Source organism: Acidovorax sp. 69 (assembly GCF_002797445.1).
Lineage (GTDB): Bacteria > Pseudomonadota > Gammaproteobacteria > Burkholderiales > Burkholderiaceae_C > Acidovorax.
In genome coordinates this window covers 46,636-61,403 of record NZ_PGEP01000001.1, presented here as the reverse complement: position 1 = coordinate 61,403, position 14,768 = coordinate 46,636, and the positions used below count along the sequence as shown (strand labels likewise).

The following is a 14,768-nucleotide window of genomic DNA, read 5'->3' as shown; positions in this document are numbered from 1 at the left end:
TGGCAAACTGCAACGTTTTGTTGCAGATCGTGGACCCCAGCGGACTGAAGGTCCGGCGCGTACCACCCCCATATCAAGGACGACAGATCATGAATCTTTTCTCGCTCATGCGGCAGTTCACCATACGTTTTCGAATGCTGGGCGCCATTGCGGTGGTTCTGGGCCTGTTGGGCCTGCTGGGCGGTGCAGGCATGCTGGGCATGTTCCGCATTCACGACATGAGCCAGAACTTCATGGACAACTCGTTCGCCAAGGTGAGCAACATGGCCGAGTTGCGGGGCGAGATGGGGGCCATCCGCCAGTATGAGAAGGACATGATCATCGGCTACGAAAAGCCCGAGGCCGTGAAAGCGGCCTACGGCAAGTGGCTGGCCAGCCACGAGAAAGCCAAGAAGATTGCGGGCAAATTTCTGGAAGGCGCCGAGGACGGAGACAACGTGGTGGTGCGCAAAATCATCACCAAGCTCGATAGCTACAAGGACCTTTTCGCCCATGTGGCACGCCAGCTGGAGGCCAGCGGCTATGACACCGCCACCATTGCCAACCGCATGAGCGGCAAGGCCGTGGCCGAGTTCGACCAGGCCGACAAATTGATGGGCGAACTCGATGTGGTGCTGCGCAATGAGGTCACGCAGTCTGTCGCCGACCAAGGCGAAGTGTCGAGCCAGACCAAGTGGCTGTTTGTGCTGGCCGTGCTGATCACGGTGGTGGTGGTGGTGCCCACCACGCTGATGAACATGAACTCTATTTGCCGTCCGCTGGAAGATGCCCGCAAGATGGCGCAGGCCATTGCGGGGGGCGACCTGTCGCAGCATATTTCGGCCGAGGGCAAAGATGAAGTGGCCGACCTGCAGCGCGCATTGCGCGACATGCAGCAGGGCCTGGGTGCGCTGGTGGCGCAGGTGCGTGATGCCAGCGGCAACATTGCCACGGCCAGCCAGGAGATCGCCACTGGCAACCAGGATTTGTCGCAGCGCACCGAGCAGACTGCCAGCAATGCCCAGGAGGCCGTGTCCTCGCTGACCCAGCTCACCTCCACCGTGCAGCAGACCGCGTCGTCGTCGCAGATGGCGAACCAGCTCGCTGCGTCGGCCTCCAGCACCGCCACCCGCGGGGGGTCGGTGGTGGAGCAGGCTGTGGCCAGCATGCACGAGATCTCGACCTCCAGCCGCAAGATCGGCGACATCATCGGCCTGATCGATTCCATTGCCTTCCAGACCAACATCCTGGCACTCAACGCGGCGGTGGAAGCCGCCCGCGCTGGCGAGCAAGGCCGTGGTTTTGCCGTGGTGGCCAGTGAAGTGCGCAGCCTGGCGCAACGCTCGGCCGCAGCGGCCAGCGACATCAAGGGGCTGATCCAGAGCAGTGTGACGGCGGTGGACGGCGGCGTGCGCCATGTGGAAGACGCGGGCACGGCCATGAAGGACATCGTGAGCAGCGTGCAACGCGTGGGTGACATCATTGGCGAGATCACGGCTGCGGCGTCCGAGCAGTCGGCCGGCATTGGCCAGGTGAACCAGTCGGTGGGCGAGATCGACCGCATGACGCAGCAGAACGCGGCGCTGGTGGAAGAGTCCGCCGCCGCGGCCGATTCGCTGCGCGAGCAGGCGGCGCGCCTGTCGCAGGTGGTGCAGCAGTTTCGCCTGGCGGATGCCATGGGGCATGGCCACGACCAAAGCCATGGCAGCGGCGTGGCTGCGCCTCGCCATGCGCCGCAGGTGCTGGCCTCGGGCCCTGCACAGGCCCGGCTGGCCCGCTGATTTCGCCCGCACGCTACCCGCCGCCGCCCTGTGTGGCTTCTGCGGGAGTGGCGCCCCTCCGATGCCCTGCAAGTTTGGCTTGCAGGGCCTTTTTTTTGGGGGGCGGTGCGCGCCTGCGCGCAGGCCACCCTTCGGTGGTGTTTATTGACCTGCGTCATGGGCCGGCCTGGGCCTGCGTGGCACCCTTGAGCCCTGTCTAACCTGGGGAGAGCGCCATGCCGTCGATCAGTCTGCGAACCATTCGCGAGGAGCATGCGTCGCTGGCAGCGGTGTTGCACTCGCTGCGCCTGATGCTTGATCAGGGCCCGGGCGATGAACCTGCCGCGTTTTTCGACGTGATGCGGGCGATGTTGTTCTACATCGATGAGTTCCCGGAACGGCAGCACCATCCCAAGGAGTCTCAGTGGCTCTTTCCCAAGGTGGCGGCGCGCTCACCCGAGGCGGCCGAGGCCATTGCGCAACTGGAGCGTGACCACGAAGGCGGCGAAGCCGCCGTGCGCGAGTTGCAGCACCTGCTGTTGGGCTGGGAGCTGATGGGGGATGCACGCCGTGAGGCGTTTGCGCAGGCGCTGGAGCGCTATATCCGCTTTTACCTGGAGCACATGCGCGTGGAAGAAACCGTGGTGATTCCGGCTGCCCAGCAGCACCTGGAGGAGGGCGACTGGGCGGCCATGGACGCAGCTTTTGCCAGCAATACCAATCCGCTGGCCCAAGGCAAGCCACGCGATGCCGCCTATGACCGCTTGTTTACCCGCATCGTGATGCGGGCACCCAGCCCCATCGGTTTGGGGTAACAACCCCCAGCGCGACGGCCCTGGTCAGGGCCGCGCCGGTATCCGCATCAGCCGCTGTGGCGCGGCTTTGAGGCGGGTGGACAGGGGTTTTGTTCAGCCCGCTTTGTTTAGCCCGCTGTCAGGGCGGGGTAGTCCGTGTAGCCCTCGGCACCACCGCCGTACAGCGTTGCCCGGTTCACTTCGTTGAGCGTTGCGTTGGCTTTCAGGCGCGCCACCAGGTCGGGGTTGGCGATGAACGGGCGGCCAAAGGCCACGATGTCGGCGCCGTTCGCCAGGGCGGCGTCGGCCAGTTCGCGCGTGTAGGCGTTGTTGACCATCCAGGCACCTTGTCCGCCTGCTGCGCGGTACGCAGCCTTGAGCGCAGCGTAGTCAAACGGGCGTCCCTCCACTTCGCGCGGGCCGCCGGTAGCGCCTTCGATGATGTGCACGTAGGCCAGGCCCAATGCGCCGAGTTCGCGGGCCACGTAGTCAAACAGCGGTTGGGGCGCTGCGTCCACGATGTCGTTGGCGGGCGTGACGGGTGACAGGCGGATGCCGGTGCGGCCACCACCTATTTCTTCCACGATGGCGCGGGTCACCTCCAGCAGCAGGCGGGCGCGGTTGGTGATGCTGCCGCCGTAATCGTCGGTGCGCTGGTTGGCGCCGGTCTTGAGGAATTGGTCGATCAGATAGCCATTGGCGGCGTGGATCTCGACGCCGTCAAAGCCCGCTGCAATGGCGTTGCGGGCCGCGTGGCGGTAGTCCTGCACGATGCCGGGGATTTCTTCGGCATCGAGTGCGCGGGGCTGTGAGGTCTCGGTGAACGTGGGCACGCCGTCTTTGATCAGCACGGTCTTGGTGTGGGCGCGGATGGCCGAGGGAGCCACGGGGTGGGCATTGCCCGGCTGCAAGTCGGTGTGCGACACACGGCCCACATGCCACAGCTGCACCACGATCTTGCCACCCGCCGCGTGCACGGCGTGGGTCACTTTTTTCCAGCCGTCGAGTTGCTCGGTGCCGTACAGGCCGGGCACATCGGCATAACCCTGGCCCTGGGGGCTGATGGCGGTGGCCTCGGAGATGATGAGCCCGGCGCTGGCGCGCTGCGCGTAGTAGGTGGCGACGAGATCGGTGGGGATGGCCTCGGGCGAGCGGTTGCGCGTGAGCGGCGCCATGGCAATGCGGTTGGTCAGCTGGAGGTCGCCCGCGCGGGTGGGTTCAAACAATGAGGTCATGGGGAACATCCTGAAAAGGTTCGTGCAATAAAAGCAGCCCCAAAGCTTAATGCTGCAACGCAAAACGTGCAGCACACTGGCGTCAACAAGGGCTCCGGTTTTGTGCTACCCCGGCTGCCTGGTGGTTTGCCCGCAGGCGGTCTGCAGCCATGGCGTGGCTGTATGAGAATGATCCGCTTATGTCTGTGCCAAGCCAACCCGCCCCTTCCTCCGTTCCCTCTCCCTTCCGCAGTGTATGGCTGGCGGTGGCTTTGTCGATGGGCGCCGCCCTGTCGCTGGGCATCACCCGTTTTGCCTATGCCTTGCTGTTGCCGCCCATGCGCGAAGACCTGGGTTGGTCGTACACGCTGGCGGGTGCCATGAACACGGTGAATGCGCTGGGCTATCTGCTGGGCGCGCTGGCCACGCCGCTGCTGCTGCGGCGCATGGCGCCGGGTGCGGTGCTGATGACTGGGGCCGTGATGGCTACGGTGTTCATGGCCTTGAGCGGCTTCTTCGCGCAGGCGGCACCGCTGCTGGTGCAGCGCCTGCTGGCCGGTGGTGCCAGCGCACTCGTGTTCGTTGCCGGGGGCTTGCTGGCGGCGCGGCTGGGGGCCCAGGTGCCGGGCCGCAGCGGGCTGTTGCTCGGCCTGTATTACGGGGGCACGGGGTGGGGCATCAGCCTGTCGGCCTTGCTGGTGCCGGCGGTGCTGGCGGCCGCCCCTGAACCCCACAGCTGGACCTGGGCCTGGTGGGCACTGGCGCTGGCGTGCGTGTGCGCAACGGCGGCATTGGTGTGGCCTGCGCGGGTGTTGAGCGGTTTGGCGCTAGCACCCGTGGCCGCCGGAGCAGGGGCCACACCTGCCGCCACATCGCCCGAGCGGGTGCGTTGGCGAGCCTTGGCCCCGGCGTTGCTGGGTTATGGCTTGTTTGGCGTGGGCTACATCGGCTACATGACGTTTGTGGTGGCGCTGTTGCGCGAGCAGGGCCGGGGCGCAGGTGAGGTGACGCTGTTTTATGCGCTCTTGGGGCTGGCTGTGGTGGCGTCGTCGCGGGTGTGGGCCGGGTTGCTGGACCGCAGCCGGGGTGGCGAGGCGCTGGCGCGGCTGAACGCCCTGCTGGGTGTGGCCACCCTGCTGCCGGCGCTCACCGGGGCCTGGCCGGTGGTGCTGGCCTCGGGCCTGCTGTTTGGCGGGGTGTTTTTGTCGGTGGTCGCATCGACCACCGCGTTGGTGCGCCACAACCTGCCGCAGGTGTTGTGGGCCAGCGGCATCAGCGCGTTCACCATCGTGTTTGCGGCGGGGCAGATCGTGGGGCCCACCGTGGTGGGCTGGATCGCCGATGGCCCCGGGGGCCTGGCGCGGGGGCTGGTGTTCTCGGCCTGCGCACTGTGGCTGGGGGCGCTGGTGGCATGGCGCCAGCGCCCGCTGTAGCCCCTGTCTGCCGTTACTTCAGCAATCCCTCGGCCTTCATGGCGGCCTGCACGGCAGGGCGGGCTCCCACGCGGCCACGGTAGGCGGCCAGATTCGCCAGGCCCGAAATGTCGAGGTTGGTGGGCTGGGTCCAGTTGGTCACGGTGAACAGGTAGCCATCGGCCACAGTGAATGAATCGCCCATCAGGTACGGCTTGTTGGCGAGCTGGCCGTCTACCCACTGCAGCCGCTGCAGCAACCGCTCGCGGGCCATTGCCTTGTATTCCTCGGGGGTGGCGGGGTTGAACAGGGGGCTGAAGCCTTTGTGCAGCTCGGTGCCGATGAAGGTCAGCCATTCCTGCAGGCGGTAGCGTGCCAGGGTGCCGTTGGCGGGCGCCAGTTGTTTGTCGGGCACCTGGTCGGCGATGTACTGCACGATGGCCGGGCCTTCGCGCAGGCGCTCGCCGCTGTCCAGCTCCAGCACGGGTACGTAGCCCAGCGCATTGATGGTGTAGTAGTCGGTGCCATCCTGCAGCTTGTGGCTTTTGGTGCTGGCCAGCACCGGGGTGTAGGCCAGGCCGGCCTCGTGCAGGGCGATGTGGGGGGACAGGGAGCAGGCGCCGGGGGAGTAGTAAAGCTTCATGGATCGGTCCTTGAAAACGGGCGGAAACCGCTGATGCTATGCGCTGTGCCGGATTCTTGCAGGCGCCGGAGTGCAACCCCGGCCCCCGTTGCGTTGTGCAGCGGGGATGTGCCGCGTCAGCTGTCGTACCCGGGCAGGTCGCGCTGCACCTTGCGCAACAGCGCAGGCCAGGCAAATGCCCCGCCCAAGCCGCCCGTCTGCACGCGCATGGCCTGGGCCACGCCGCTCACGATCTTCGGGTTGACCTGGGTCAGTTCGCCACCCGCCTGCGCGTCGATCTGGATGCGGCAGGTGTTCTCAAACGTGTACATCGACAAGAACGCATCGGCAATGGTCTTGCCCACGGTGAGCAGCCCGTGGTTGCGCAGCATCAGGAAGTTGGCCTCGCCCAGGTCGGCCTGCAGGCGCGGCTTTTCTTCGTCACGGAAGGCCACGCCTTCGTACTCGTGGTACGCCAGCGAGCCCAGCACGAAGGTGCTTTGCTGGCTGATGGGCAACACGCCGCCCTTTTGCGCGCTCACGGCCACACCGGCGCGCGTGTGGGTGTGCAGCACGCAGCCCGCCTCGTGCCGGGCCTCGTGCACCGCGCTGTGGATCACAAAACCAGCTGGGTTCACGGGGAAGGGCGAGTCGTGCAGCTTGTTGCACGCCATGTCTACCTTGATCAGGCTCGATGCTGTGATCTCATCGAACATGAGGCCATAGGGGTTGATGAGGAAATGGTGGTCGGGCCCCGATACCGATTCGGGCAGCTTGGCACTGATGTGGGTGAAGACCAGGTCGCTCCAGCCGTACAGCGCAACGAGCCGGTAGCACGCCGCCAGGTCGCAGCGCAGTTGCCATTCTTCGGCCGTGACGCTGCCTTGCAGCGAAGGGATGTTGAGCATGGGGTGGTGTCTCCGTGGGTGTGTGGGGGTGAGAGACACCACTGTAGGCCGGAGCGGCGCTGGCGACTGTCAGGCAGGCTACACAGGCGGCGCTCGGCTGCGTGGTCCATTGCAATCAAAATGATAGCTGCTAGCGCTTTATGCATAAGCACTAGAAGCCGATTTGACTCAAAAATGGATCACACCATCGGTGTTTCTGGAATCGGCGCGCGCATGCCCGCGTTGAGCAGGTTCCAGGCGTTGATCACCGCAATCGCAAAGCCCAGGTCGCTGATCTCGGCGTCAGAGAACAACGCCTGCAGCTTGGCGTATTCCTCGTCGCTGGCATCGCTGTGCGGCGTGGCGGTGATGATCTCGGCCCAGCGTAGTGCGGCGCGGTCGCGCTCGCTGAAGAAAGGCGCCTCGCGCCAGCCCGCCACGGCGTTCAGGTGGCGCGGCTCCACGCCTTCCTTGACGAGCGCATGCCAGTGCATGTCCATGCAATAGGCGCAGCCGTTGATTTGCGACACGCGCAAAAACACCAGCTCGGCCAGGCGCGTGCCCAGCGGCCCTTTCTTGATCGTTTCGGACAGGCTGACCAAGCCCATGAAGGCCTTGGACGACAGCTTGTGATAGGGCAGGCGGGCGGTGTGTTGGTTAGATGACATGGCAAGGCTCCTTGAAATGAAGGGGTGTGGGGTGAAAGGTCGGTCATGGGCGTCGGCAACGTGTTGCAACCGCCCATGTCCACAAGACGTTCCCCAGCAAGCGCCTGTGACAGCGCGGCTGAAAAATAGCCCGCACCAACGCTCAACCCAGCGTGGCTGGAACGCCCGCCAGCTTGTCCGGGTTGCGCACCGCATAGATCGCCACGATCCGCTCGCCGTCCGTCACAAACGCCTGCGCCGATTCGATCTGGCCGTCTACAAAGCGCAGCAGCCCTGGCTCGCCATTGATAAATGCCATGCGGTAGGCCACCTTCTCGCCCAGGCGGCGGAACTGCGCCCAGTACAGGTTGGCAATGCGAAACGGGCCCACCAGCGGCTTGGGGAACGAGGGCACTTTGCCGCCGCCATCGCCGATCAGCTGCGCGTCCTCGCTCAGCAGGGCTTCGACGGCTTTGCGGTCGCCGCTTTGGGCTGCCAGCATGAAGCGCTGCAGCAGCTGGTGGTGCACGGCCTGTGGCACCTCAAAACGGGTGCGCGCCTGCTGCACGCGCTCGCTTGCGCGGTGCACCATCTGGCGGCAGGTGGCCTCGCTTTTGCCCAGCTGTGCGGCGATCTCGGGGTAGTCGTAGTCAAACACCTGGCGCAGCAAAAAGGCTGCGCGCTCTTCGGGGCCCAGGCGCTCCAGCACGTACATGAAGGCCACCGACAGCTCGCCGGCCAGCTCGGCGGTCGACTCGGGTGTTTGGTGATGGTGCCCCTCGCCTTGCAAATCGACCAACGGCTCGGGCAACCACCAGCCGACATACGCCTCGCGCTCGGCCTTTAGCGCCCGCAGCCTGTCGATGGCCAGCCGCGTGACCACCGTCACGAGCCAGGCCTCGGCCGATTGCAGCGCGGTAGCATCCTGGCGGCTCCAGCGCAGCCAGGCATCCTGCAGCACGTCTTCGGCATCGGCCCGCACGCCCAGCATGCGGTAGGCAATGCCGAAGAGGCGCGGGCGCAGGGTGGTGAAGGGGTCGGTGGAGGTCGGTGTGGTCATGTCAGCGTGGGTTGCTATGCGGCGGGGCTTCCGTGGCGGAAGGTCGTCTTGTCCAGACGTTGGAGCCTCCCGTTTTGTGACATGGTTGCCGTCGATGCTCTTTATTCAATAGCTGCCCGTGCTTGATGCGTAAGCGCTGGAGCTACTTTTAAACCCATTCACCTGAAAAAGCTGTGGCGTTGTGTCGAGTGCATGGACCAGGAACCCCCAGGGCCTGGAACCCTTTGCCCGGTAAAGTGGGCACAGAACATTCCCGCTCCGCCATGTGGACCTTGCAGGTTTTACGGGACAGGGGATAGATTACACAGGCCACGCTGCCAGAGCGCTTACCCCGTTCACCAACTACCTATGTCTGCTGCGCTGATCACGGCCCTGATCTTCACGGTGATTCTGCTGGTGATCACGGCGTACTTCTTCATGGGCTCTTTGCCGTTGCTGATTCTCAAGCACGACACGCCCCTGGATTCGCGTTTCGTTCGCGGCTTCTTCGATACCTATTACCTGGCCGTGATGTGCACAGCAGGCGTAGCTGCTCTGAGCTACGCGGTGGCAGACCGGCTGATCTTTGCCACTGGCGCCACCAGCCTCGTGCTCCTGGCCACGGTGCTGCGCCGCACGATCATTCCAAAAATGGACTCGCTTCGGACCCAAATTCAGGCCAGTGAGATGAGCGCCATCGCCGGGTTTCGCCGTGTCCACGTGGTTGCAATACTGGCCAACTTGGCCCAGCTGGTGGCCATTGTCTGGAGCCTCATCGCCGTCTCGGTACAAATGAAGTGATGCCTTCATTTCTGCCTAGGGAGGGCCTGTTTCAGCCAAAGGGGCGATTTTCCCAGTGTTTCAGGCACTGGTGCTGTCAGCCCCGGGGCCGTGCAATGGCTAGGGTCGCACCCACGCCATTTCTACTTTTTCCGGTTCGCCTGCACTTCCCGGCTGCGTCAGCCGCTCCAGCCGTGTCAGATACGCCAGCGCCTGCCCATTGCTAGCGCCGCACATTTCCACCGACGGCATCAGCCCCCCGCACACCACTGGTCGCTCAGGCTGCCCAAAAATGAGGCAGCGCGCATCGTCCCCCAGTTGAATACACCGCACCCCCGCAGGCTTGCCGTGCGGCATGCCGGGGATGGGCGAGCTGATGGAGGGCGCAGTGCAACAGGCACCACAGCCGGGGCGGCAATTCATGGAGAGGTGCTACTGTTTGCATAGCTGCTAGCGCTTGTGGATAAAGCGCTAGAGCTTGTTTTGATAAAAATTACGGCGCTCACTGGCCATTAGGAGCATCGCCATGCAGGCGGCTGGATGCCCACAGCACCTGGTCCACCACAGCGCGCACGCGGTCTTGGTGGGCAGCCTGGATGAGTGCGCCGCTGTCGTCGAACGCGCTGCCCGCTGAGCCCAGCGCAAACGCCTTGGGCGCCAGCCAGCATTCGGCGTTGATGAGCAGGGGGGCCAGGTGGCTTTGCGAGCGCAGGCCGCCCAGGGCGCCGGGTGAGGCGCTGAGCATGCCCACGACCTTGCCGCGAAAGCTCTTGCCGCCGTCCTGCCAGTCGGGGTTGCCTTTGACGGGGCTGGACGCCCAGTCGATGGTGTTCTTGAGCAAGGCGGTGTAGCTGCCGTTGTATTCGGGCGAGCAGATGACCCAGGCCGGGTGCTGCCACAAAATCTCTTTGAGCCGGATCACATCGGCGGGCGTGCCCCGGGCTTCGAGGTCGGCGTTGTACAGCGGGATGTCGAAGTCTGACAGCTCCAGCAGCGTGACGGTGGCACCCGCGTCGCGCGCGATGGCGGCGGTGGCGTGGGCCAGTTTGCGGTTGAAGGATTGCTGGCGGGTGCTGCCCGCGAAGATGAGGAGTTGCGTCATGCCAAGCATTGGAGCACAAGGCCTGAGCAGGAATGCTGCAAGCTAAGCCCCTGTGATCGCAGCTTCAGACTGTGGGTGTTTCACGTGAAACCACGACCGTGCTTTGGTGTGGTGCACAAGGTTTGCACAAAAAGCATGCAAAGGTGGGAAAATCGCGGGTTTCCCCTTGCGCCACTCCAGACGATGGACCCGTGGCGCGTCTGCCGCAGCGACCCGCGATTTGGGCGCATGTGGGCGGGCTGTTTTGAATGTCGGGCCACCAGGCCCCGGAGCACTTCCATGTTGTACCCCCAGGAATTTGATGTGATCGTTGTCGGCGGTGGCCATGCAGGCACCGAAGCCGCGCTGGCCGCTGCGCGCATGGGCAGCAAAACGCTGCTGCTGACGCACAACATCGAGACGCTGGGGCAGATGAGCTGCAACCCCAGCATTGGCGGCATCGGCAAGGGCCACCTTGTCAAAGAGGTGGATGCGCTGGGCGGTGCGATGGCGCTGGCCACGGACGAGGGCGGTATTCAGTTCCGCATTCTCAACAGCTCCAAAGGCCCCGCCGTGCGCGCCACGCGGGCGCAGGCCGACCGCATTCTGTACAAGGCGGCCATCCGCCGCATGATCGAAAACCAGCCCAACCTGTGGCTCTTCCAGCAGGCGGTGGACGACCTGATGGTCGAGGGCGACCGCGTGGTGGGCGCCGTGACACAGGTGGGCATTCAGTTTCGCAGCCGCACCGTGGTGCTGACGGCGGGCACCTTCCTCGACGGCAAAATCCATGTGGGCTTGAACAACTACGCCGCGGGCCGGGCAGGGGACCCGCCCGCCGTGTCGCTGTCGGCGCGCCTCAAGGAGCTGAAGCTGCCCCAGGGGCGCTTGAAAACCGGCACGCCTCCCCGGCTGGACGGGCGCAGCATTGATTTCTCGAAGTGTGGCGAACAGCCCGGCGACGGCATGCCCGGGGGTGTGAACGAAGGCACGGTGCCGGTGTTCAGCTTCATGGCGCACGCCCATGGCGGTGCGGCGATGCACCCGCGCCAGATGCCGTGCTGGGTCACGCACACCAACGAGCGCACCCACGAGATCATCCGCAGCGGCTTTGACCGCAGCCCCATGTTCACCGGCAAGATTGAAGGCGTCGGCCCGCGCTATTGCCCCAGCGTGGAAGACAAGATCAACCGCTTTGCCGACAAAGACAGTCACCAGATCTTTCTGGAGCCCGAGGGGCTAACCACGCACGAGTTCTACCCCAACGGCATCAGCACCAGCCTGCCGTTCGACATCCAGTATGAATTGGTGCGCAGCATGAAGGGGCTGGAGAACGCCCACATCCTGCGCCCCGGCTACGCCATCGAGTACGACTACTTTGACCCGCGCTCGCTCAAGAGCAGCTTTGAGACGCGGCAGATTCAGGGTCTGTTCTTTGCTGGTCAGATCAATGGCACCACGGGTTATGAAGAGGCGGCGGCCCAGGGCTTGTTCGCCGGGATCAACGCCGCGCTGCAATGCCGGGGCGAAGCCGCGTGGCTGCCCGGCCGCGACGAGGCCTACCTGGGCGTGCTGGTGGACGACCTGATCACCAAGGGCGTGACCGAGCCCTACCGAATGTTCACCAGCCGGGCGGAGTTCCGCCTGCAGCTGCGGGAGGACAACGCCGACCTGCGCCTGACCGAAGCAGGACGGCGCATGGGCTTGGTGGATGACGCGCGCTGGGACTCTTTCAGCCGCAAGCGCGATGCTGTTTCACGTGAAACAGAACGCTTGAAAGCCACCTGGGTGAACCCGCGCAACCTGCCCGCCGCCGAGTCGGAGCGCGTGCTGGGCAAAAGCATCGAGCATGAGTACAACCTGTTTGAGCTGCTGCGCCGCCCGGATGTGAACTACGCCAACCTGATGTCCATGGATGGCGGCAAGTATGCATCCGGCGATGTTTCACGTGAAACTTTGGGTACGCTGAGTGAGCCGGTGCTGGAGCAGGTGGAGATTGCAGCCAAGTACTCCGGCTACATCGACCGCCAGAAGGATGAGGTGGAGCGCGCCGCGCATTTTGAAAAGCTGCGCCTGCCTACCGATCTGGACTACCTGCAGGTCAGCGCCCTGAGCATCGAGGCGCGTCAGGCGCTCAGCCGCCACCGGCCTGAAACGCTGGGCCACGCCTCGCGCATCACGGGCATCACGCCCGCCACGATCTCGCTGCTGTTGGTGCATTTGAAGAAGGGGGGGCTGAAGGACTTTGCAGCGGCTCCTGCATCATCTGTCAGAGCAGAAGGCGAAGTGGCGGCATGACGGTAGCGACCACCAACGAAGCGCTGCGCGTGCAGTTGCAGGCAGGCGCTGAGGCCCTCGCGCTGGGGTTGAGCGATGCGCAGATCACCCAGTTGATGGAGTTCCTGGCCCTGCTGCAGAAATGGAACAAGGTCTACAACCTGACGGCCGTGCGGGATCCGCAGGAGATGATGACGCACCACCTGCTCGACAGTCTGACGGCGGTGGCACCGCTGAGGCGCCATGCCGCTGTGCTGGCGAGCGAGGGGAGGGATCCATTGGTGCGTCTGCTGGACGTGGGCTCGGGCGGCGGCTTGCCTGGCGTGGTGTTTGCGATCTGCTGCCCCGAGGTGGACGTGAGTTGTGTGGACACCGTGGGCAAAAAGGCGGCATTCATCCAGCAGGCGGCGGTGGCGCTCAAGCTGCGCAATCTGCATGGCCTGCACGCGCGCGTGGAGACCCTGAGCACGCCGTTCGACATCATCAGCTGCCGCGCCTTTGCTTCGCTGCCCGACTTTGTGACCTGGTCGCGCGCTGCCCTGGTGGCACCGCACGGAGTCTGGCTGGCCATGAAGGGCAAGCACCCCGAGGATGAAATTGCGGCCTTGCCCGCCGATGTGTCGGTGTTTCACGTGGAACAACTCGTTGTGCCTGGTCTCGACGCCGAGCGCTGCATCATCTGGATGAAGCCTGTCTGACCACTGGGTACTGACTTTTCAGCGGCCGGTGCAGGGTGGTCGCGTAAACTCGGCTGCTCATCGTGGGTGCCTTCTGTGCATCCACCCCACGCAGTGCACCGGGAGAAATCATGTTTGGCATCGCAGACTACGGCGCTTTTGTTGCCGCCATTGTGTTGTTTCTGGCCATTCCCGGCCCCGGTAATCTGGCGCTCATCACCTCGACCAGCAAGGGCGGCGTGCGTGGCGGCTTGGCGGCCACGATGGGCGTGATTGCGGGCGACCAGGTGCTGATGTGGGCGGCCGTGGCCGGTGTGGCGGCCTTGCTGGCCACGTACCCCACAGCCTTCAATGCCGTGCAGTGGCTGGGCGCGGCCTACCTGGCGTGGTTGGGCTTCAAGATGCTCACGGCCAAGCCCGGCGCCCAGCCGATTCTCAACATCGAGCCTCGCCATTACTTCAAGCAGGCTGGGCTGATCACTTTGCTCAACCCCAAGGCCATCGTGTTTTATATGGCCTTTTTCCCGCTCTTTGTGGACCCGGCCCGTCACCAGGGTTTGTTGACCTTTGGTGTGATGGCGGCCACCGTCGCAGTGCTGACCTTCATCTACGGGCTGGTCGCCACGTTGCTCACGCACCACCTGGCTGAGCGCATGCGCGCCAACCCCCGCATCGGCCGCGTGCTGGAGAAAGTGGCGGGCGTCTTTCTGATCGGCTTTGGCATCAAGCTGGCGATCTCCAAGTAAAACAACCACCACCACCACACGGACTGCATCACCCACATGGCCAAAATTTTCTGCGTTGCCAATCAGAAGGGTGGCGTTGGCAAGACCACCACCACCGTCAACCTGGCTGCGGGCCTGGCCAAGATCGGCCAGCGCGTGCTGATGGTCGATCTGGACCCGCAAGGCAATGCCACCATGGGTTCGGGCGTGGACAAGCGCAGCCTGGAGCTGTCGGTGTACGACGTGCTGCTCGAATCCGCCTCGGTCAAAGAGGCGGCCGTATTGTCGGAAAAATGTGGCTACTGGGTGCTGGGTGCCAACCGCGAACTGGCGGGTGCCGAGGTGGAACTGGTGGCGCTGGACAACCGCGACAAGCGCCTGAAGGCCGCGCTGGTCGAGGTGGATGCCGACTACGACTTTGTGCTCATTGACTGCCCCCCGTCGCTGTCGATGCTCACACTCAACGGCCTGTGCAGCGCGCATGGCGTGATCGTGCCCATGCAGTGCGAATACTTCGCGCTCGAAGGCCTGACCGATCTGGTCAACACCATCAAGCAGGTGCACGCCAACCTCAATGCCGACCTGCAGATCATCGGCCTGCTGCGCGTGATGTTCGACCCGCGCATCACCTTGCAGCAGCAGGTGAGCGACCAGCTCAAGGGCCACTTTGGCGAGAAGGTGTTCAACAGCGTGATCCCGCGCAATGTGCGTCTGGCCGAGGCGCCCAGCTACGGGCTGCCCGGTGTGGTGTTTGATCCGGCGGCCAAGGGCAGCCAGGCCTTTGTCGAATTTGCGCAAGAGATGGTCGAGCGGGTGCAAACCATGCCTGCGGCAGCATCTTCTATGGCAAAAATGGCACCTAGCGCTTGATAGA

The 14,768-nt window shown here is 64.5% G+C and carries 15 protein-coding genes; 8 read left to right on the top strand and 7 right to left on the bottom strand.

All coding sequences use genetic code 11. The features are described from left to right. The first annotated feature begins 89 nt into the window (after positions 1 to 89). Positions 90 to 1,760, top strand: coding sequence for a methyl-accepting chemotaxis protein (locus CLU85_RS00300; protein WP_100408540.1), 1,671 nt, complete (start codon positions 90 to 92; stop codon positions 1,758 to 1,760). Between the two features lie 215 nt (positions 1,761 to 1,975). Next, the gene (locus tag CLU85_RS00295; RefSeq protein ID WP_100408539.1) at positions 1,976 to 2,554 is read left to right on the top strand and encodes a hemerythrin domain-containing protein; all 579 of its coding nucleotides are present in this window, start codon (positions 1,976 to 1,978) and stop codon (positions 2,552 to 2,554) included. A 107-nt stretch (positions 2,555 to 2,661) separates the two neighbouring features. On the opposite strand, the gene CLU85_RS00290 is transcribed toward CLU85_RS00295, so the two are convergent. After that, a complete protein-coding gene (locus tag CLU85_RS00290; RefSeq protein ID WP_100412289.1) occupies positions 2,662 to 3,768 on the bottom strand; it encodes an alkene reductase in 1,107 nt (368 codons plus the stop codon). A gap of 179 nt (positions 3,769 to 3,947) precedes the next feature. On the opposite strand from CLU85_RS00290, the gene CLU85_RS00285 reads away from it, so the two are divergent. Beyond that, on the top strand, positions 3,948 to 5,180 hold the full coding sequence (locus tag CLU85_RS00285; protein ID WP_100408538.1) for a YbfB/YjiJ family MFS transporter: 1,233 nt from the start codon (positions 3,948 to 3,950) through the stop codon (positions 5,178 to 5,180). A gap of 13 nt (positions 5,181 to 5,193) precedes the next feature. Here CLU85_RS00285 and gstA read toward each other — a convergent pair whose 3' ends face one another. The 4 genes from gstA to CLU85_RS00265 form a co-directional block, all read right to left on the bottom strand. Further along, positions 5,194 to 5,802 (bottom strand): glutathione transferase GstA, encoded by a 609-nt coding sequence (gene gstA / locus CLU85_RS00280; protein ID WP_100408537.1) that lies wholly within the window; start codon positions 5,800 to 5,802, stop codon positions 5,194 to 5,196. Between the two features lie 116 nt (positions 5,803 to 5,918). Next, complete coding sequence (locus CLU85_RS00275; RefSeq protein WP_100408536.1) at positions 5,919 to 6,689, bottom strand: class II aldolase/adducin family protein; 771 nt, start codon at positions 6,687 to 6,689, stop codon at positions 5,919 to 5,921. Positions 6,690 to 6,868: 179 nt separating this feature from the next. Then, positions 6,869 to 7,336, bottom strand: coding sequence for a carboxymuconolactone decarboxylase family protein (locus CLU85_RS00270; RefSeq protein WP_100408535.1), 468 nt, complete (start codon positions 7,334 to 7,336; stop codon positions 6,869 to 6,871). A gap of 142 nt (positions 7,337 to 7,478) precedes the next feature. After that, positions 7,479 to 8,375 (bottom strand): RNA polymerase sigma-70 factor, encoded by an 897-nt coding sequence (locus CLU85_RS00265; protein WP_100408534.1) that lies wholly within the window; start codon positions 8,373 to 8,375, stop codon positions 7,479 to 7,481. A 348-nt stretch (positions 8,376 to 8,723) separates the two neighbouring features. Between CLU85_RS00265 and CLU85_RS00260 the strand changes: the two genes are divergently transcribed. Beyond that, on the top strand, positions 8,724 to 9,155 hold the full coding sequence (locus CLU85_RS00260) for a hypothetical protein (RefSeq protein WP_100408533.1): 432 nt from the start codon (positions 8,724 to 8,726) through the stop codon (positions 9,153 to 9,155). A gap of 99 nt (positions 9,156 to 9,254) precedes the next feature. On the opposite strand, the gene CLU85_RS23200 is transcribed toward CLU85_RS00260, so the two are convergent. Next, positions 9,255 to 9,557 carry a YkgJ family cysteine cluster protein gene (locus CLU85_RS23200; RefSeq protein ID WP_232727684.1) on the bottom strand — a complete coding sequence of 101 codons (303 nt, stop codon included), beginning with the start codon at positions 9,555 to 9,557 and terminating at the stop codon, positions 9,255 to 9,257. 79 nt (positions 9,558 to 9,636) lie between these two features. Next, entirely contained in the window at positions 9,637 to 10,236 is a 600-nt protein-coding gene (locus CLU85_RS00255) for an NADPH-dependent FMN reductase (protein WP_100412288.1), read from the bottom strand. Between the two features lie 279 nt (positions 10,237 to 10,515). Here CLU85_RS00255 and mnmG point away from each other — a divergent pair, with 279 nt between their 5' ends. The 4 genes from mnmG to CLU85_RS00235 all read left to right on the top strand — a co-directional run bounded on the left by mnmG (position 10,516) and on the right by CLU85_RS00235 (position 14,764). Beyond that, complete coding sequence (gene mnmG, locus CLU85_RS00250; protein ID WP_100408532.1) at positions 10,516 to 12,513, top strand: tRNA uridine-5-carboxymethylaminomethyl(34) synthesis enzyme MnmG; 1,998 nt, start codon at positions 10,516 to 10,518, stop codon at positions 12,511 to 12,513. Next, positions 12,510 to 13,190: a 16S rRNA (guanine(527)-N(7))-methyltransferase RsmG gene (gene rsmG, locus CLU85_RS00245; protein ID WP_100408531.1), complete on the top strand. Its 681-nt coding sequence runs from the start codon at positions 12,510 to 12,512 to the stop codon at positions 13,188 to 13,190. Before mnmG ends, rsmG begins: the two co-directional genes overlap by 4 nt. A 110-nt stretch (positions 13,191 to 13,300) precedes the next feature. Beyond that, complete coding sequence (locus tag CLU85_RS00240) at positions 13,301 to 13,915, top strand: LysE family transporter (protein WP_100408530.1); 615 nt, start codon at positions 13,301 to 13,303, stop codon at positions 13,913 to 13,915. A gap of 36 nt (positions 13,916 to 13,951) precedes the next feature. Then, positions 13,952 to 14,764, top strand: coding sequence for a ParA family protein (locus CLU85_RS00235; protein WP_100408529.1), 813 nt, complete (start codon positions 13,952 to 13,954; stop codon positions 14,762 to 14,764). Positions 14,765 to 14,768: the final 4 nt, after the last annotated feature.